The following is an 18,510-nucleotide window of genomic DNA, read 5'->3' as shown; positions in this document are numbered from 1 at the left end:
TGGTGCTGGTGACGGAGCAGGATGACCTGACAGCTGTCCTGCGTGCCGAAGCCCGCATCCGAGGGCTCGTGGGGCAGGACCCGGTGACGATCAAGTCGGTCGTGCGCCTGACTGACGACGCGTTCGAGGTGGTGTACCGCGACGACCAGGGCCGCATCGCCGAGAAGCTCGTCTACCGGGAGAACCTGCCGCAGCTAACTGTCCTCACTGAAGGCCAGACGTTCTCCTTCGATGCCGATGGGCGCAGCTTCCGTCTCGCCGCCGAAGCGCGCCGCATGCGCTTGGCGCACCTGTTTGACCCGCACACCGCTCTCGGTACCTCGAACGTTGACCCGCTCCCTCATCAGTTGCGGGCAGTCTATGGCGAGATGCTCCCGCGGCATCCACTCCGATACGTGCTAGCAGACGACCCCGGCGCCGGTAAGACCATCATGGCGGGCCTGCTCGTGAAGGAATTGGTCCTTCGTGGGGACGCCCACAACGTCATGATCGTCGCACCAGGAGTTCTCGTAGATCAATGGCAGGACGAGCTGTCTGAGAAGTTCGACCTCACGTTCAACTTGCTCACTCGTGAAAAAATCGAAACTGAGGGGAACTGTTTCGAACGCGGCGGCCTGTGGCTGTGCCGTCTCGATGTCCTGGCGCGCAACTCTGAGCAGATTCTCGACAAGGCCTGCGACACTGAATGGGACCTTATCATCGTCGACGAGGCTCACAAGTTAAGCGCAACGGTATGGGCTGGCGAGGTCAAGAAGACCAAGCGCTATCAAATGGGCGAGCGCCTCGGTTCTTCCACCCGCAATCTTCTGCTAATGACCGCTACCCCGCACTCCGGGAAGGAAGAACAGTTTCAGTTATTCATGGGGCTGCTCGACAGCGACCGGTTTGAGGGCGCCCCGCGCGAAGGCACTCGCCGCGTTGACGTGTCCGACCTCATGCGGCGCATGGTCAAAGAAGACCTGCTCACCTTCGAGGGGACGCGCCTCTTCCCAGAGCGTCGAGCTTATACTGTCCGCTACCTACTCAGCGATCCCGAAGCGGATCTCTACGCCGCCGTCACCGATTACGTGCGCAATCAGATGAACCTCGCTGATCGGCTTAATACCGGCGACGGGCGACGACGCGTCGCTGTGGGCTTCGCCCTTACCACCCTTCAGCGCCGCCTTGCCTCCAGCCCAGAAGCGATCTATCGCTCCTTGGAGCGGCGCCTCAACCGCTTGCGTGCTGAACTCAGCGAAGCACGCTTTGGCGCGCGGATCGTGGACACCGAGGCACCGGCAATACCGAAAGACCTCGACGATGTCGACGACTTGACTGATGAGGAACGCACCCAGCTCGAGGACGAGAATCTGTCCAGCGCGACAGCGGCCCACACCGTTGACGAGCTTGCCACAGAGGTCGGCATTCTTGAAGATCTGGTCGCGCAGGCCCAGCGGATCCGCAACAGCCCAACGTACGCCAAGTGGAACGCGCTCCGAGACACTCTCGACGATGACGAGCAGATGCGCGACGCGTCTGGAGCCCGTCGCAAGCTCATCATTTTCACCGAGCATAAGGACACCCTGGACGACCTCACGACCCGTCTCCGGCAGCATCTGGGCCGTGATGACGCGGTTGTCACCATCTACGGTGGCACTCGACGGGAAGATCGGAAGAAGGCACAGGAGATATTCCGCCAAGACGACCGGTGCATCTTCCTCGTTGCAACTGATGCGGCCGGTGAAGGCGTCAACCTGCAGAATGCGCACCTACTCATCAACTATGACCTGCCGTGGAACCCGAACCGTATCGAGCAGCGGTTCGGCCGCGTTCATCGCATCAAGCAGCAGAACGTCTGTCACATGTGGAGCCTGCTGGCCGAAGGCACCCGAGAAGGTGACGTATTCACGCGCCTTCTGCAGAAGCTTGAGGAGCAGCGTGCTGCGCTCGGCGGCCGAGTTTTCGATGTCCTTGGGGCCGTCTTCGATGGCAAGCCCCTGCGCGACCTCATGATCGACGCCATTCGATATGGCGACGATCCGGCCCAGCAGCAAAAGCTGTTCGAGGTCGTCGACGCAACCGTCGGTGACGGCATTTCCGACCTGCTTGCCAACGAGCAACTCGTCCCCACTTCCCTCGACGGCGGCATGGTTGAAGAGGTCCGCCGGCAAATGGAACGCGCGGAAGCTGCACGCCTCCAACCTCACCACGTGGAGGCGTTCTTCCTCGACGCGTTCACCGCGCTCGGCGGCCGCCCAGGCGCCCGTGAACAGCACCGCTACGAACTCCGGAACGTCCCCTCACGCATTCGCGAACGCGACCGAGTCATCGGCCACGGCGTCCCCGTCGTCACCTCCTACCACCGCATTACGTTCGACCCGGCCACCCGCCGGATCCCAGGGCACGTGACCGAAGCTGACCTCATCCACCCTGGCCACCCGCTAATGGCCGCGGTGATCAGCCTTATCGGGGACGATCACTCCGACAGTCTCCGACGCGGGGCCATCCTTGGAGACCCAACCGACCCGAGCATCACCCCGTACCTGGTGTGCCTTCTTGAGCACGACATCGTCGACGGGCGCACGGGAAGAGACGGCCAGCCTCTCGTCATCAGCCGCCGCGCCCAGTACCTGCGCCTCGGCGCCGACGGGACCATCACTGCCCTCACCCAGACGCCCATTCCCAACCTGGAACCCCTCGTCGGCGAACGACTGAATCAGGCATCCGCAGTTACTCGAGAGCCAGGGTTCAGCAGCGCTGATGTCGAGCAGAGGCTCACCCGCTTTGCAGCGACCACCGTCGCACGCGACCACGCCGCCGAGGTCACCGCCCGCACCGCCGAACGCATCGACAAGAGTCGCCGCCTCGTTAGGCAACGCCTCACCAGCGCCATCAGTTACTGGGATCGGCGCGCAGCGGAACTCCGCGAAGATGAGCGGGCAGGCAAGCAGAAGAAGTTCAGCGCGAGCCAGCTCCAAGCCCGCGCAGACAATCTCACCCGTCGGCTTAACGTACGCATGGCTGCCCTCGACCGCGAGGCCAGCATCAATCCGCGCACTCCTCGCATCACCGGCGCATGCCTCGTTGTCCCCAACGGCTGGTTCACCGCACAGGAAGACCGTGAGGCAGCTACCGCCTATGCCCGAGAGACGGAGCGGGTCGAACGGGCGGCGGTCGAGGCCACCCTCGCCGTCGAACGCGCCCTGGGGCATAAGCCCCGAGAGATGGCCCACAACAATCCGGGCTACGACATTGAATCGGACACGCCTGCCGGCTTGGACTTTATCGAAGTCAAGGGGCGCGTCGCCGGGGCAGAGGACTTCATTCTCACTCGGCAGGAAACCGTGACGCTACTGAATAAGGGCGACCGTGCCGTCCTCAGCCTGGTCGAAGTCCAATTAGACGGAACCACCACTGTTCGCTACGTCAGGAATCCGGTTACCACCCCGGCGGACCCGCGTAGTAACCACATCAACTTCAAGTGGCGCCAGTTCTGGGATGATGGTCAGGAGATGCAGCAATGAACCGCAAGCTCATCGAGGTCGCGCTTCCCCTCGACGACATCAACGCCGCCTGCAAAGCCGATAAAGACCGCAAGACCGGCACCATCCGCAACTTGCACAAGTGGTTCGCGCCAATGCCTCTACCTGCATGGCGCGCCCTGCTGTTCGCCGCTCTCGTCGATGATCCTGGTGACGAGGAAAAACGCATCTACCTCCTCGATGTCATCAAACGGCTGGTCGCCAACGGCGCTGATCTTCCGGACGACGATACCCTCGCCGAAGCCCGCGAGATCCTCGCTAAGCAATTCCCTGCGGGTGTTCCCATCGTTATGGACCCCTTTTGCGGCGGCGGCTCCACCCTCATGGAGGCACAGCGCCTTGGACTGCCCACTTATGGATCCGATCTCAACCCCGTTCCCGTTCTTATCTCCCGAACCCTCACGGAGCTCCTTCCTAAGGTTTATGGACAGCAGCCCTTGCATCCGGAACCCCTTCAGGCGCCGAAACCGAAGAGGGGACGAGGCAAACTCATCGTCAGGGATGAACAGGAAATATTGCTCGATACCTCGGAGAGAGTTAGGGCGTACAGCGGTTATAAGGGAGTGGCCCGAGACGTCATCTACTACGCCGAACGGATCCGCAACCAAGCATGGGAAAAACTCAAGCATGCTTATCCGGCTGAGCCCGGGGAGACTCCCGTGGCATGGTTGTGGGCACGCACCGCCATTTGCCCAAGCCCTGCCTGTGGTATCGAGACGCTACTGTCAACGTCGTGGTGGCTCTCTAAGAGAAAAAACGAACTAGCCTGGATTCAACCTCGTGTTGAAAGCAAAAATGTGCACCTCGACGTGATCAGTGGGCAGAGGGTCGGTGGAGCACCCCCTGCGGCGAAGATCGGTGACGGGGTCTTTGCCTGCGTTGCGTGCGGTGCCACTCTTGACGGTGATCACCTACGTATTCAGGGTCAGAAGGGACGCATAGGCTTTCGGATGACTGCAGTTGTCTCCGAGATCACTGTCCAAGGCAAGACCGTGCGCATATACCGGACGCCAACGCCTGAAGAGCTTCGAGCGGCTTCTGAAGTTGCTATCACAGACGACTCAGCTGACGTTCCGATCAATGTCAATGGACAAGGTATTCGCGTAGGGCCATATGGTATTAACACGTGGGCGGCGCTGCATACACCACGCCAATTATTGTGTTTAGCGACTTTTGCTAATCTGGTCGCGGATATTCACAGCACCGTCATAAGTGACGGCGGCAGTCGAGAATGGGCAGATGCTGTGTCGTCTATGCTTGGCCTTGCACTCGGCAAGAGGGCGCAGTTCGGCTCTACACAGAGTGGCTGGAAGTTGGATTCACGGTCGGGTACGGGGAAGGCGGAGCGCGCTTTTCCGCGGAACGACCTGCCAATGACATGGGACTTCGCCGAAGCGAACCCCTTAGCTCGAGGCGCAGGCAGTTGGTTACAGTGCGTAGATACAATGTTGGCATCGCTATCTTTGGTTGCTACCGGGGTGGGCACAGTACAGCGCTTCGACGCGCGGGTTAGCCAGCCACCGACAAAGGGCCTAGTAGCAACTGACCCTCCATATTTCGATGCGATTGGGTACGCAGACCTCTCTGACTATTTCTATGTATGGCATCGACAGGCCCTGCGGACTGTTCATAGCGATCTCTACGGCACTGTTGCCACCCCTAAGACAGGTGAATTAACAGCGATCCCCTCGCGTCACGGGGGAAGTCGGGATGCGGCCAAGCAGTATTTCATCGACGGGTTTACGGAAACTTTCGTAAATCTACAAAAGGCTATGCTGCCTGAGCTTCCAATGTTAGTCGTCTATGCATCAAAGGAGCAAAACGGCGGAAAAGATGAACAATCGCGCTGGGCCTCGATCCTGACAGCGATGATTGATGCTGGATTGGAGATCACGGGTACATGGCCGATTCTTGGCACTGGAGGTACGCGACTTCGAGGGCTTGGGTCAAGCGCGGTTGCAACGTACGTCGTCATGGCGGCGCGACTTCGTAGCCCTACGGCGACGTCGTGTTCATTGGGTGAGTTTACAAAAGCTCTACGCCGTGAACTGGGAAGCGCGGTGCGCGATCTGCAGGCTACGTCGATTCTGCCAGTGGACATGGCGCAGGCCGTGATGGGGCCAGGGATGTCGATTTACTCCCGGTACGCGATAGTGGCGGGTCAGTCGGGTGCGCGCGTAGATGTAGACGCTGCGCTGCGATTGATTAACTCTGTGTTCGGAGAGGTCCAGGAGGAGCAGGAAGGCGAGCTGGACTCTGAGTCGCAGTTCGCAGTGACCTGGTGGCAGAAGCACGGCTGGGCAGAGGGTCCATTCGGAGAAGCGGATCAATTAGCTCGAGCGAAGGGCATCAGCGTCGACGATGTGATGCGTGCCCAGGTCGTAACGAGCAAGGGAGGAAAAGTCGCTGTGTTAGGTGGTGATGTCCTAGATAGAGGCTGGGATCCGCTGCAAGACGACCGTCCGACCGCATGGGAAGCGGTGCATCACCTCGCTGACCGGCTGATCGACGGTGGCGGCGAAGTCGAGGCGGCCGCGCTTTTGCAGAAGGTAACGCAGCGCGGGGTAGCCGATTCCGCTCGGGCGTTGACGTATCGGCTCGCGGCAGTGGCCGCGAAGACGAAAAGGACCAAGGACGAGGAACGCTACAACGCGCTTATCGACGCGTGGACGCGGCTGGCGTCGTCAGCTCAGGAAGGGCTGTTCTGATGGCGGTGTCGAACCGGGACCGGGTCGGTGAGGTACTGGACATGATACGTCCGGTGCTGAGGGACTGGGCTGTGCCACGGATGAGGGAACTGTTCGGGGACGATTGGCTAAGGGCGCTGACCGTGCCTGGTGAGCTTCCTCTGTCGGGTGGTTCAGATCGGGATGCATGGCTCCTGTTGTGGTGCGTGCAGCAGCGTTGGGCTGACGTAGCCCAGGGCCTTCTCGGTGTGGAGGAACGCCGCTGCGTGGATGTGCTGTTAGGGTCGGCGGTCGAGTACGCCACGGAGGGGGCGAAGTTCACGGCTGACCGGTGTGAGCGGGTCCTCGTCGACGGGGAGCACCTGTTGCGCACGTTGGGCGCCCCGGATGTCGCGGACCAGGTAGAGGAGATGAGGCGCGAGTTCCGGCGAGTCCGTTTCGAGGATGACCAGCGCCGCCTGCAACGGGCTGCCGAGCGGGAACTTGACGTACGGATCTCCGCTGGCGGGCTTCCAGCGTGGCGTGACGTGGTGACGCCGCATGACGACGTCGCCAAGGGTACATTCCAGTTGGCACAGTTTGCCGCTGACCTTCGCCTCGTTCACCAGGGCAAGGCGGGGGCTGAGTATGGCGACCCAGCCGAGTTCTTCGAGCGCACCTTCCTCACGCGTGGATTGCGTGACCTGCTCAAGCAGGCTGTGCTTCGTATGTCGGGCCGGGGTGGTGACCCAATCGTGGACCTGATGACGACGTTCGGCGGTGGGAAGACCCATTCGCTGCTCGGCGTATACCACGCCTGTTCGGGCATCTCCCCGGACCGGCTCGACGGGCTGCGTGAGTTGTGTGCTGAGGCAGGTGTCGACGCACTGCCGGACCAGGTGAATAGGGTTGTCCTCGTCGGGAACGACCTCTCAGTCCTCGGGTCGGCGAAATCCGATGGCACTCGGGTGAACACAATGTGGGGGGAGATCGCCTGGCAGCTGGGCGGTCGTGTCGCCTACGACATGGTTGCTGAGTATGACCGAGCGAGCTCGCCGCCGCCGACGACCACACTCGAGAATCTGCTGAACGCGTTCTCCCCATGCGTGATCCTCATCGACGAGTGGGTCGCGTACTTTAGGCAGTTGTGGTCGTCCGGAGGTGACGGTCCCGCGCTGCCTGCGGGCACCTTTGATGGGCACCTGACGTTTGTGCAGTCGCTGACGGAGGCGACGAAGAACGCGCCGCGTGCATTTCTGGTCGTGTCACTGCCTGCGTCGGACTCGGTACGGGACATGGGAGACGGAATCATCGACAACGCCCACGAGGTGGGTGGCACTCCCGGCCTGGAGGCATTGCGGGGGCTTCGGTCGGTCATACACCGGGTGGAAACACCATGGCAGCCAGCGACGATGGAAGAGTCATACAAGATCGTCCGACGGCGGCTTTTCAAACCATTCGGGGTAGAGCAAGTCGCCGCCCGGAACATGGTCGTAACAAAGTTCCGCGAGTTCTACCACCGCTACCCGTCTGAGGTGCCCACCGAGGTCCGTGAGTACGGGTACGAGACCACGATGCGCGATGCATACCCTATTCACCCGGAGCTGTTCACCCGCCTATACGAGGACTGGTCAACGCTGGAGCGGTTCCAGCGGACCCGCGGTGTCCTGCGACTCATGGCGACGGTCGTGCACGCCCTTTGGACGCGCGGCGACACATCTGCAATGATCCTGCCCGCCTCCGTGCCGTTGGACGATCAGAAGGTGGTCGAGGAGCTTGCGAGCCATTTGGACGACAAGTGGGGGCCGGTCATCCAGACGGACTTGGCTGGAGACGGTTCGACTGCCGCAGGGGTCGACCGGGACATCCCGCTGCTGGGACGCACGATGGCGGCTCAACGGGCCGCTCGTTGCGTGTTCCTTGGATCGGTGCCGTCCGCGAACCGCCGCGACAAAGACGGCCGGATCGCGGTCAACCGTGGCATCGAACAGAAGCGCGTCGTGCTTGGCGCGACGTACCCGGGCGACAACCCCGCGCACGTAGCCGATGCGCTCCGGCAGATCGCTGACCGGGGCTCCTACATCGACCGTGACGACGACCGATACTCGCTGAGCCTGTCACAGAACCTGGCTCAGTTAGCGCGCTCCCGCGCCGACGGCTACCACGATGACGACATAGATGACACGCTTATGGCCGTTCTGAGGGAGGAGAAAGACAAGGGAGTGTTCCAGAGAGTCCACCGGATGCCCGCCACCAGCGCCGACGTTGATGACGAACCGACCGCCGCGCTCGTTGTCTTCGGTCCGAATCGTGCATTCCGAAAGGCTGGTGCCGGCAAGCCTGTATCCGATGGAGAGAAAGCCGCTATCGAGTTCATCCAGCGGCGCGGCACCAACGCTCGCATCCATAAGAACGCTCTGGTGTTCGCCGCCCCCGACGCAGACCGTTGCGACACCATGCTGCGTGCCGTCCGCGCCTGGAAGGCATGGAAATCCGTCGTAGACACTGCCGATGACCTGAACCTGACACCGGTAGCGACACGCGGCGCTCGGCAGAGACTCGACCAGGCTCGGCAGACGATGCAGGCGACGATCAAGGAAGCGTACCGCTGGATCCTTAACCCGAGCCAGGAACCTGGAGACGCCGCCATCTGTATCGATGCGATCCTGATGAACGGCAACGGCACCCTTGCCGAACGTGTTACTCGGAAAGCCGAGCAGTCCGAGCTTGTCTATACCTCTTACACTGTGTCGTTCCTGCGTCGCTGGATCGATCGGCTCGACCTATGGTCTAACGAACCGCACATCGCATTGGGAAAGCTAGCTGGGTACTTCACCCAGTACGTCTACATGCCGCGAATCGTCGCCCATGACGTCCTCCACACGACTATCCTGACACGCCCTGATACCGTTCTCATCACTGATAATGAAGGCATCGCATATGCCGACTACATCGACGGCGACGGTCGTTATATCGGACTGACCCTCTCTTCGACCGGTCATGTGCAAGCATCCGGACTCGTCGTGGATCCGAAGGTCGCCAATCGGCAGATCGAGGCGGACCATGAGAAAGCTGAGCAAGCGAAAGCGGAACGCGAAGAGAAACGGCGGACGGCAACGGTTGTTCCAGATGACGGTAACAAAGCTGGCTCCGGGGAAAGTATCGAAACCGTTGCCCAGGACCATTCGGAGAAGACTGGCGGAGGCGAAATAGGAGCGCAGTCGCCATCAACTAGGGTGCATCGTATGTATGCAACGACTGCCCTAAATCCGTCTCGCATCATTCGGGACGTTTCCAGGATCAACGAAGAGATCGTCAGTCATTTTACCAACGCAGGGCTTAGAATCTCAATTCACATCGAGATCAGCAGTGACGACCTTGCCAACCTAGACCCCGCGATCGTGACCGCACTGAAGGAAAACCTTGCAACTATGAGCTTTGCTGACTGGAACATGGAATAGCATCACAGGCTTCCCAGGCCAGATCGCGCAGAGCGTTCTTCGCCGCCGGTGTCGTCGTGACCGTCTTGCTGAACATCGGCGGATAACACGGAGATCTCGGTGTACGTTCGACCTATGGGCGACAAGAAGATCATCTGGGTCAAGCCGTTCGATCCGGCTAACCACAAGCCGGAGACCGAGGGCCAAGCCGGGCGCTGTGGGTGGCACGGGACAAATGAGGGTGTGCCTTGCGGGGAGACGCCCTTCGCAAGCGTCAAGTTCCACTACGCCGACTTCCAGCCTGTCTACTCCGCGTGTGAGCGTGCCGTGCGGGAGATTTCTGAACGGTATGGCTTCCCGATACCGCCCGGCCACTAGATGGATGAGTCCAAGGCATAGCTGCGGAGATAGGGCGAGGATGTCCATTCTCGGGTTGTGACGACCGAACTGGACACCCTCGCAACCGCACTCTATGTGAGGGTCGATGATCTTCTGAAGAGTGCGCCGGAGCTGGTCCCGTGGCGGCCGAAGGTGGGCATCGCGCCCACGCTGAGTGATGCCGAGCTGGTGACGCTGGCGGTGCTGTCGGCGCTGCTGGGCTTTCACTGCGAGCGCCGCTGGGTGCGGTATGCGCATGCGGAACTGCGCGGCATGTTCCCTTACGTGCCCCAGCAGTCCGGCTACGGTAAGCGGCTGCGTCGCTCGATCGGGCTGGTCATGGCGGTCGTGCGGGTGCTGGCCTGCGACACCGCGCTGTGGAGCGATGAGGTGTGGGTGGCCGACTCCACCCCGGTGGAGTGCGGGCGCTCGGTGGAGACCGCACGGCGCAGCGCGTTGGCCGGGTGGGCCGAGTACGGCTACTGCGCCAGTCACTCACGGTATTTCTGGGGACTGCGCCTGCACCTGGTGTGCACCCTGGGCGGGCTGCCGGTGCTGTTCGCGCTGAGCGGCGCCAAGGCCGACGAACGCGAGGTCTTGCTCGCCATGCTGGCCGCCGCTCCCCGGGTGCTGTCTGAGCACCCCCATCAGACGATCATCGCCGACCGGCAGTACTACGGTCGTGCCTTCGAACGCGAGTTAGCCGACCGTGCGCTCACCCTGTTGCGCCCGGCTCGCGCGGGCGAAGCCGAGCGGGCCGGCGCGCATCTGTTCAAGCCGCTGCGCCAGACCATCGAATCGATCAATCAGACCTTCAAGGGCCAGCTTGACCTCGAACGACACGGCGGACGCTCCCGGGCTGGCGTCATCGTCCGCATCTTCATCAAGGTCCTGGCCTTGACCGCGGCCGTCTGGCACAACGACAAGACCGGCCAGCCGATCAAGTGATCTCGCGCTGATCGTGGCCCCCGACGAGACATCAGCACCTGGGTGATATGGGGATCTGCTGACCCGCGCCGATCTCAATCGCATCTGAGGAAGCACGGGTGCCATGGAGCCGCCTCGCCGTTGTAGGCACTAACGGAAGCTCGATCATGGTCCACAACTGGTCCACAACCAGCGAGCGTCAACGAGAACGGGCGGGACTCCGTGAGACTGGAGGCCCGCCCGTACCTGCGATGTTCGCCCTGGTCAGCGGCCGGAACCGCTAGTCAAGATCGTGTGCCCCCTGTAGGATTCGAACCTACGCACCCGGCTCCGGAGGCCGGTGCTCTATCCCCTGAGCTAAGGGGGCGCGCCGAGTGAAAGGCTATCAGTATCCCGGTACTGCTCGGCACCAGATAAAGGTCCTTGAACACTTCCCGCGAAACCCGGCGTGACGGGGCCGCTACAGGTTAGCTTTGCGCCCGTGGGCGAGGTTCTTGGGAAAGTACTGGTCGTGGATGACGATGAGGTCATCCGGCAGCTCATCGCGGTCAACCTGAACCTGGAGGGGTTCGAGGTGTCTACCGCCACGGATGGGCAGGATTGTCTGGATCGGGTGCTCGACGTGATGCCGGATGTCATCACGCTCGATGTGATGATGCCGTTTCTGGACGGGTGGACGACGGCGCATCGGTTGCGTACCGAGGAGGCCACCAGTCACATCAAGGTCGTGCTCATCACGGCCAGGGCTCAGGATGATGACCGGACCCGAGGGTTGGGGATCGGGGTGGACGCGTACCTGACCAAGCCGTTCGATCCGGCTGAGTTGATTGAGGTCGTGCGGGATCTGGCCATGAGGGGTAGTCAGGGGCGTAGCTGATCCCTGGTTGTCGGTCTTGGCGGTCAGGTATCGGCTGTCCGTGGCTGGGGCCTGGTGGGGTGGCGCGTGCCGGGGTTGAGGGCACGCGTTCTTGGTGGATTGTTCGTACGCTGGCCGCATCGCCTCCTCTCCGCGAAAGGCTGGACAACGTGCGTAGCTCCATCTTCAACAACCTCGACTCCCAGCAGCTCCCCCCGGGCTTCGCCCTGGAGAACCACAAGATGTTGCGGGTCCAGCTTCCGCATGAGGTGCTGGCCAAGCAGGGGTCCATGGTGGCTTTCCAGGGGCAGATGGACTTCGACTACGAGGGGTCGGGCGGGCTCGGGAAGTTGTTCAAGAAGGCCATGACGGGGGAGGGCGCCTCGCTCATGCGGGTGCGGGGCGACGGGCTGCTGTATCTGGCGGACAACGCCGATGACATTCATCTGTTCTTTCTTGAGAACGAAGGGCTCACGGTCAACGGGCGTAACCTGCTGGCGTTCCAGCCGCAGCTCGGCTGGGACATCAAGCGGGTTCAGGGGGCCGGCGTGGCGGCCGGGGGGCTGTTCAACACGACGGTTACCGGGACCGGGTGGGTGGCGGTGACGACGCATGGCACTCCGGTGCTGCTCGACGCCGCGCGGATGCCGACGTTCGCCGATGGGCAGTCGGCCGTGTGCTGGAGTACGGGGCTTGAGGTCGGGATCAACCGGACGATGAAGGTGGGGGCGTTGATCGGGCGGGGGAGTGGGGAGGCTATGCAACTGGCGTTCAGGGGGCAGGGGTTTGTGTTGGTGCAGGCCAGTGAAGGGGCTCCTGTCCCAACTCCCTCCGCTTAAAGCGCTTGAGGGTGCTCAGGCCCATCCTCGGTAGACAGGTAATTAGCTAATTGCCATAATGCCTTAGTGATGGACGTCGACCTGATCAAGGCGCTGGCCAGTGACAAGCGGCTGCTGATCCTGGAGTGGTTGCGCGATCCCGTACGTCACTTTCCGCCGCAGCGCGACGGCGATCTCGTACGGGACGGCGTCTGCTCGCTGTTCATCGCCGAGAAGCTGGGTGTGAGTCAGCCGACCTGCGGCGAGCATCTCAAGGTGCTGGCCAAGGCGGGGCTGGTTCGCGGCACCAAGATCAAACAGTGGGTGTTCTACCAGCGTGACGAGGAGCGGATCGCCGCGGCGAAGGAGTTGTTGAGCGGTGAATGGTGAGCCGAACGGCGCCTACGAGCGCCTGATCGCCGACATGGATGCCGGCGGGGCGCGGTACCGGGTGATCGAGCACGCGCCCGAGGGCCGGACCGAGCTGGTCAGCGCCCTGCGCGGGCATGATGTGGCGCAGGCCGCCAAGTGCCTGATCGTGATGGTGAAGGTGGGTAAGAAGCAGACGCGTCACGTGCTGGCCGTCGTGCCCGGTGATGCCCGGCTCGATCTGCAGGCCGTCAAGGCGCTGCACGACGGTACGTACGTGTCCTTCGCCGCCAAGGAGAAGGCCGAGGAGCTGGCGGGGAGTGTGAGCGGGACGGTGTTGCCGTTCAGCTACGATCCCAGGCTTGAACTGGTCGCCGATCCGTCGTTGCTGGATCAGCCTGAGCTTTATTTCAACGCGGGGCGGCTTGATCGTTCTGTGGCGCTGGTGACCGAGGATTATGTTCGGCTGGCGGCGCCGCGGGTGGCCAACATCACGGTCCCTGGTAGCTGATCGGCGGTCGGCATGCAGGCGGCCGCGCCGAAGGTGTCGTTCCTGGTCAGGTTGAGCAGGTGGGTGCGGGGGCGGTGTTGGTGCTGGTCCAGGAGGCGAGGAAGCCGAACGTGGTCGCCGCGCCCGGCGCCAGCTGCCCGTTCCAGCCGGCGTTCCGTACCGTCACCGAGGAGCTATTCGCGCTCAGCGTCCCGCCCCACAGCTGGGTGATCCGCTGGCCGTCGGCGAGCGTCCATGCCACCGTCCAGGCGCTGATCGGTGAGGTGCCGGTGTTCGTGACGGTGACCTCGGCCTGGAAGCCGCCCTGCCACTGGCCGGTGCGCTGGTACGTGGCGGCGCATCCACCAGAAGGCGGCGGTGGTGTGACCACGGTGTCGAGGGCGTCCACCAGGGGCGGGTACCACTTGTCGGACATCTTCTGGTCGCCCGCCGCGTTCGGGTGCACCCCGTCGTAGGTGTCGGTGGCGGTGCTGAAGCCCGTCCACTGGTCCACGACCGTGATCGGCGACTGCGGGGTGGTCGTGGCGGCGGCCCAGGCGGGGATGGCGTTGTTGAAGGTCACGGTCCGCTGGGCGCAGTCGGCGCAGCTGGAGGGGTTCATGGGGATGATCTTGGCGACGAGGATCCTCATGTTCGGGTTGCTCGCCCGCATCTGGTTCACCATCGTGGTGAACGCGCTGAGGATCGTCGCGGGGGCGATGTTGCTCCACACGTCGTTGGTGCCGAAGTGCATGAGCACCACGTCCGGCCGGGTGGCGGCGAGCCAGCCGGTCAGCAGACCCTGGTTCGCCACATTCGTGGCCAGGTAGCCGCCGTGGCCCTCGTTGTCGCCGTCGTGCGCCACCCCGCAGCCCTGGGGCGGCAGGGTGCCGACGAAGTCGACGTTCGTGTGGCCGGTGCTCTGGAGGCGGTTCCAGAGCAGGGCGCGCCAGCAGCCGGGGGATCCGGTGATCGAGTCGCCCAGAGGCATGATCCTGACGGGGGCTGCGCTCGCGGTGGCCGTGGTGGCGAACAGCACCGCCGCGGCCAGCGCCACTATCGCGGCCAGCACGGAGCCGATCTTGCGCATGGTCTGCTCTCCCGTCGTCAGCCTGCGCAGATCGTAGGATCGCGGGCCGCGCGACGGGAAGGAAGTCACCGACGAGGGACGCTTGACCTGGGGGTACGGATGTAACTTTCAGCCGCCGACGGCGGCGGTCAGCTGCGGACCACCGCAAGCGGGCAGGGCGTGTGGTGCAGGAGAGCCTGGCTGATCGAGCCCAAGAGCATCCCTGCCAACTGCCCATGCCCCCGCGACCCCACCACCAGCAGATCGGCCCCGGCGGCCGTCTCGCGGAGCACCTCGACCGGATGGCCGTGCACGACCTCCGTCACCACCTCGACGCCAGGGTGCCGCTCCCGGTGCTCGGTCAGCGACTCCTTGAGCCGGCGCAGCGTGTCCTGTTCGCTGCCGCGGTCGGCCGGTGGGAAGCCGCCGGCCTGCGGCCAGGCCCACGCCTGTACGGCGCGCAGCCGCGCCCCGCGCAGCTCCGCCTCGGTGAAGGCGAACTCCAGTGCCTGCCCGGCGCTGGGCGAGCCGTCGGTGCCGGCGACGATCTCGCCCCGGACGGCCGGGGGACGTTCGTGGACGAGGACGACGTTCGTCCGTGCGTGCGCCGTGACGCCGTGCGCGACGGATCCGACGAGCAGGCCGCGCACGCCGCCGATGCCGCTGCTGCCGACGACCAGCAGCTCGGCGTCCTCGGACGCCTTGATCAGCGCGGTACGGGGATCGCCCGGCAGCAGGACCTGCTCCACCGGCACCTGCGGAGACTCCCGCAGGGCGCGGTCGCGGGCCGCCGCGAGCACGGTGTCGGCGCCCTCGCGCATCCACCGGGCGACCTCGGCGTAACGTACGGTGTCCTCCTCGCACACCCACTTGGGCACGGCGTGCGCCACGGTCAGCGGCGATCCGCGCAGCGCGGCCTCGGCGGCGGCCCAGCCGGCTGCCTCCAGGCCGGCGCGGGAGCCGTCCACCCCGACGATGATCACAGGTTCAGCTCCTCAGGACAGCGCGTAGCATTCGACCTCGGCGCGGCGGAACGAGATCCCGTTCGCCTGGGAGTCACGGACGCAGGCGCGCTCGGACCTGCTGAGCCGCAGCGTGCCGCAGACGGTCACGCCGGAGTAGGTGCGGCAGTCGAGTCGCCTGTCGTCGGCGCCGACGCGGTACATCTCTCTGACCGCCGCACGGCACTTGGCCTTGCCCGTGTCGGCGTAGCGGCACTGGGCGATGAGAGTGTCGTACTGTTCCTGGCTGACTTCGTGCTGGTCCATGCCGTCTCCGGCGGCTGCGGTGGCGCCGGACGCGGCCATCACGACGAGTAGTCCTGCGACAGCAGCGAATCTCTTCATGTTCCCCCTGATGGGGACCGTACCGCTCACGGCGATCGTCAAACCTCGACGCCAGGTTTCGGGTGGGGGCAGGCGTGGGTACGATCATCGCCGACCAACGCGGGAGCCCGGTGCAGACCGGGCTGAGAGGACGGCTGACAGCCGCCGACCGCCAGAACCTGCTCCGGGTAATGCCGGCGAAGGGAGTTTGCGCGATGAGCAGCGCGCGCTTTTCCAAGATCTACTCCGGTGACCTCCGCGTGCCGATGCGGCAGGTCCGGTTGTCCAACGGCTCGGCGGTGACGTTGTACGACACCTCGGGCCCCTACACCGACCCCTCCTTCGAGCCCGACCCGCGGCGTGGGCTGCCGCGCCTGCGGGAGGAGTGGATCGAGGCGCGGCGGGTGGCGGGTGAGCCGGTCACGCAGGTCGGCTGCGCCCGGCGCGGGCTGGTGACCAAGGAGATGGAGTTCGTGGCGGTGCGCGAGGGGGTGAGCCCCGAGTTCGTCCGGCAGGAGGTCGCGGCGGGCCGGGCCATCATCCCCGCGAACGTCAACCATCCCGAGTCCGAGCCGATGATCATCGGCCGGGAGTTCCTGGTCAAGATCAACGCCAACATCGGCAACTCCGCCGTCACCTCCTCGATCGAGGAGGAGGTCGAGAAGATGACCTGGGCCACCAGGTGGGGCGCCGACACGATCATGGACCTGTCGACCGGCGACGACATCCACGAGACCCGCGAGTGGATCCTGCGCAACTCGCCGGTGCCGGTCGGCACCGTGCCCATCTACCAGGCGCTGGAGAAGGTCAAGGGCCGGCCGGAGCTGCTGTCGTGGGAGGTCTACCGCGACACGCTGATCGAGCAGTGCGAGCAGGGCGTCGACTATGTGACGGTGCACGCGGGCGTGCGGCTTTCGTACGTGCCGCTCACCGCCACCCGCAAGACCGGGATCGTCTCGCGCGGCGGCTCGATCATGGCGGCCTGGTGCCTCGCGCACCACCGCGAGAGCTTCCTGTACGAGAACTTCGCCGAGATGTGCGAGATCCTGGCCCGCTACGACGTGTCGTTCTCGCTCGGCGACGGGCTGCGTCCAGGATCGATCGCGGACGCCAACGACGAGGCCCAGTTCGCCGAGCTGCGCACGCTGGGCGAGCTGACCGGCATCGCGCGCGAGCACGACGTCCAGGTGATGATCGAGGGGCCGGGCCACGTGCCCATGCACAAGATCAAGGAGAACGTCGACCTGCAGCGCGAGCTCTGCGACGACGCGCCCTTCTACACCCTGGGCCCGCTCGTGACCGACGTCGCGCCCGGCTACGACCACATCACCTCGGGCATCGGGGCCGCCATGATCGGCTGGTTCGGCACCGCCATGCTCTGCTACGTCACCCCCAAGGAGCACCTCGGCCTGCCCGACAAGGACGACGTCAAGACCGGCGTGATCACGTACAAGATCGCCGCCCATGCCGCCGACCTGGCCAAGGGGCATCCGCGGGCGCAGGAGTGGGACGACGCGCTGTCCGACGCGCGCTTCGAGTTCCGCTGGGAGGACCAGTTCGACCTCTCGCTCGACCCTGACACCGCCCGTTCCTTCCACGACGAGACGCTGCCGGCGGCGCCGGCCAAGACCGCGCACTTCTGCTCGATGTGCGGGCCCAAGTTCTGCTCGATGCGGATAAGTCATGACATCAGGCAGGCGGGGTTCGAGGAGAAGGCGGCCGAGTTCAGGCGGCTCGGCGGCAACATCTACGTGGAGTGATCCGTCCGACGTTCGGCTAACCGGGGAGCGTCTCGCCGCCGATGGGGGCCAGGACCTCGCCGGTGTAGTACGACGACAGCCGGTTGGAGGCGAAGAACACGTACGAGGGGGCGATCTCGTCGGGATCGGCGGGTCGCCCCATCGGCACCTGCTCACCGAACGACTCCACCTTCTCCTCGGGGAAGGTGGCCGGGATCAGCGGTGTCCACACCGGCCCTGGGGCGACGGCGTTGATCCTGATGCCGCGTTCGACCAGGTTCTGCGCCATGGAGTAGGTGAAGGCGTTGATCGCGCCCTTGGTGGCGGAGTAGTCGATGAGCGTCTTGTTGCCACGCAGGCCGTTGATCGACGAGGTGTTGACGATCGCGCCGCCCTTGCCCATGTGGGCGAGCGCGGCCTTCGTGACGCGGAAGTAGCTGTGGATGTTGACCGCGAACGTGTGCTCCCACTGCTCGTCGGACAGCTCCTCCAGGCCGTCCACCGGCTCCTGGTAGGCCACGTTGTTCACCAGGACGTCCAGGCCGCCCAGCTCCGACACGGCCTGCTCGACGACCGAGGCGCAGTGGGCGCGGTCGCCGAGGTCGCCGGGCAGCAGCACGCAGCGCCGCCCGGCCGCCTCGACCAGCGAGGAGGTGTGGGCGGCGTCCTCATGCTCGCTCAGGTACGCGATCGCCACGTCGGCCCCCTCCTTGGCGAAGGCCACCGCGACCGCCCGGCCGATGCCAGAGTCGCCGCCGGTGACGAGGGCCTTCTTGCCGTCCAGCAGGCCGCGGCCCACGTAGTCACGCATCTCGTCACGCGGCTGCGGCGTCATCTCGCCGCTCTTGCCCGGGTACGGCTGGCTCTGGGGTGGTGGCGTCTGCGACATGCCCTCCGGCCTGCCCTTGATCG

14 protein-coding genes, 1 tRNA gene and 1 riboswitch are annotated in these 18,510 nt (G+C 64.2%); of the genes, 10 read left to right on the top strand and 5 right to left on the bottom strand.

Going from position 1 to position 18,510, the window contains the following annotated elements; genetic code table 11:
• Positions 1 to 2 precede the first annotated feature (2 nt).
• From AB0C28_RS46580 to AB0C28_RS46560, 5 genes are all read left to right on the top strand, one after another.
• Positions 3 to 3,503, top strand: a complete 3,501-nt coding sequence (locus tag AB0C28_RS46580) for a helicase-related protein (protein WP_358082564.1) — start codon at positions 3 to 5, stop codon at positions 3,501 to 3,503.
• Complete coding sequence (locus AB0C28_RS46575) at positions 3,500 to 6,229, top strand: DUF1156 domain-containing protein (protein WP_358082492.1); 2,730 nt, start codon at positions 3,500 to 3,502, stop codon at positions 6,227 to 6,229. The genes AB0C28_RS46580 and AB0C28_RS46575 overlap by 4 nt, the downstream gene beginning before the upstream one ends.
• 245 nt (positions 6,230 to 6,474) lie before the next feature.
• A complete protein-coding gene (locus AB0C28_RS46570; RefSeq protein ID WP_358082489.1) occupies positions 6,475 to 9,648 on the top strand; it encodes a DUF499 domain-containing protein in 3,174 nt (1,057 codons plus the stop codon).
• A 114-nt stretch (positions 9,649 to 9,762) separates the two neighbouring features.
• Positions 9,763 to 10,005 (top strand): hypothetical protein, encoded by a 243-nt coding sequence (locus tag AB0C28_RS46565; RefSeq protein ID WP_358082487.1) that lies wholly within the window; start codon positions 9,763 to 9,765, stop codon positions 10,003 to 10,005.
• A gap of 57 nt (positions 10,006 to 10,062) precedes the next feature.
• Entirely contained in the window at positions 10,063 to 10,953 is an 891-nt protein-coding gene (locus tag AB0C28_RS46560) for an IS982 family transposase (protein ID WP_358082484.1), read from the top strand.
• 274 nt (positions 10,954 to 11,227) lie between these two features.
• Here the strand turns inward: AB0C28_RS46560 and AB0C28_RS46555 are convergent.
• Positions 11,228 to 11,299, bottom strand: a tRNA-Arg gene (locus AB0C28_RS46555).
• 114 nt (positions 11,300 to 11,413) lie between these two features.
• On the opposite strand from AB0C28_RS46555, the gene AB0C28_RS46550 reads away from it, so the two are divergent.
• The 4 genes from AB0C28_RS46550 to AB0C28_RS46535 all read left to right on the top strand — a co-directional run bounded on the left by AB0C28_RS46550 (position 11,414) and on the right by AB0C28_RS46535 (position 13,486).
• On the top strand, positions 11,414 to 11,809 hold the full coding sequence (locus tag AB0C28_RS46550) for a response regulator (protein WP_357861687.1): 396 nt from the start codon (positions 11,414 to 11,416) through the stop codon (positions 11,807 to 11,809).
• A 149-nt stretch (positions 11,810 to 11,958) separates the two neighbouring features.
• On the top strand, positions 11,959 to 12,627 hold the full coding sequence (locus AB0C28_RS46545; protein ID WP_357861689.1) for an AIM24 family protein: 669 nt from the start codon (positions 11,959 to 11,961) through the stop codon (positions 12,625 to 12,627).
• 69 nt (positions 12,628 to 12,696) lie between these two features.
• Positions 12,697 to 12,996, top strand: a complete 300-nt coding sequence (locus AB0C28_RS46540) for a winged helix-turn-helix domain-containing protein (RefSeq protein ID WP_358082561.1) — start codon at positions 12,697 to 12,699, stop codon at positions 12,994 to 12,996.
• Positions 12,986 to 13,486 (top strand): YbaK/prolyl-tRNA synthetase associated domain-containing protein, encoded by a 501-nt coding sequence (locus tag AB0C28_RS46535; RefSeq protein ID WP_357861691.1) that lies wholly within the window; start codon positions 12,986 to 12,988, stop codon positions 13,484 to 13,486. The genes AB0C28_RS46540 and AB0C28_RS46535 overlap by 11 nt, the downstream gene beginning before the upstream one ends.
• A gap of 46 nt (positions 13,487 to 13,532) precedes the next feature.
• Here AB0C28_RS46535 and AB0C28_RS46530 read toward each other — a convergent pair whose 3' ends face one another.
• From AB0C28_RS46530 to AB0C28_RS46520, 3 genes are all read right to left on the bottom strand, one after another.
• Positions 13,533 to 14,555 (bottom strand): cellulose binding domain-containing protein, encoded by a 1,023-nt coding sequence (locus tag AB0C28_RS46530; RefSeq protein ID WP_358082482.1) that lies wholly within the window; start codon positions 14,553 to 14,555, stop codon positions 13,533 to 13,535.
• A gap of 128 nt (positions 14,556 to 14,683) precedes the next feature.
• Complete coding sequence (locus AB0C28_RS46525; RefSeq protein ID WP_357861695.1) at positions 14,684 to 15,517, bottom strand: universal stress protein; 834 nt, start codon at positions 15,515 to 15,517, stop codon at positions 14,684 to 14,686.
• Positions 15,518 to 15,529: 12 nt separating this feature from the next.
• Positions 15,530 to 15,880, bottom strand: coding sequence for a hypothetical protein (locus AB0C28_RS46520; RefSeq protein WP_357861697.1), 351 nt, complete (start codon positions 15,878 to 15,880; stop codon positions 15,530 to 15,532).
• Positions 15,881 to 15,969: 89 nt separating this feature from the next.
• Positions 15,970 to 16,082: riboswitch (TPP riboswitch) on the top strand.
• Between AB0C28_RS46520 and thiC the strand changes: the two genes are divergently transcribed.
• A complete protein-coding gene (gene thiC / locus AB0C28_RS46515) occupies positions 16,075 to 17,619 on the top strand; it encodes a phosphomethylpyrimidine synthase ThiC (protein WP_358082480.1) in 1,545 nt (514 codons plus the stop codon). Its footprint overlaps the riboswitch before it by 8 nt.
• A gap of 16 nt (positions 17,620 to 17,635) precedes the next feature.
• On the opposite strand, the gene AB0C28_RS46510 is transcribed toward thiC, so the two are convergent.
• Positions 17,636 to 18,487 carry an SDR family oxidoreductase gene (locus AB0C28_RS46510; protein ID WP_357861701.1) on the bottom strand — a complete coding sequence of 284 codons (852 nt, stop codon included), beginning with the start codon at positions 18,485 to 18,487 and terminating at the stop codon, positions 17,636 to 17,638.
• Between the last annotated feature and the right edge of the window lie 23 nt (positions 18,488 to 18,510).

This window comes from Nonomuraea sp. NPDC048892 (assembly GCF_040649735.1).
Lineage (GTDB): Bacteria > Actinomycetota > Actinomycetes > Streptosporangiales > Streptosporangiaceae > Nonomuraea > Nonomuraea maheshkhaliensis.
This window is presented reverse-complemented; position numbering and strand designations above follow the sequence as displayed.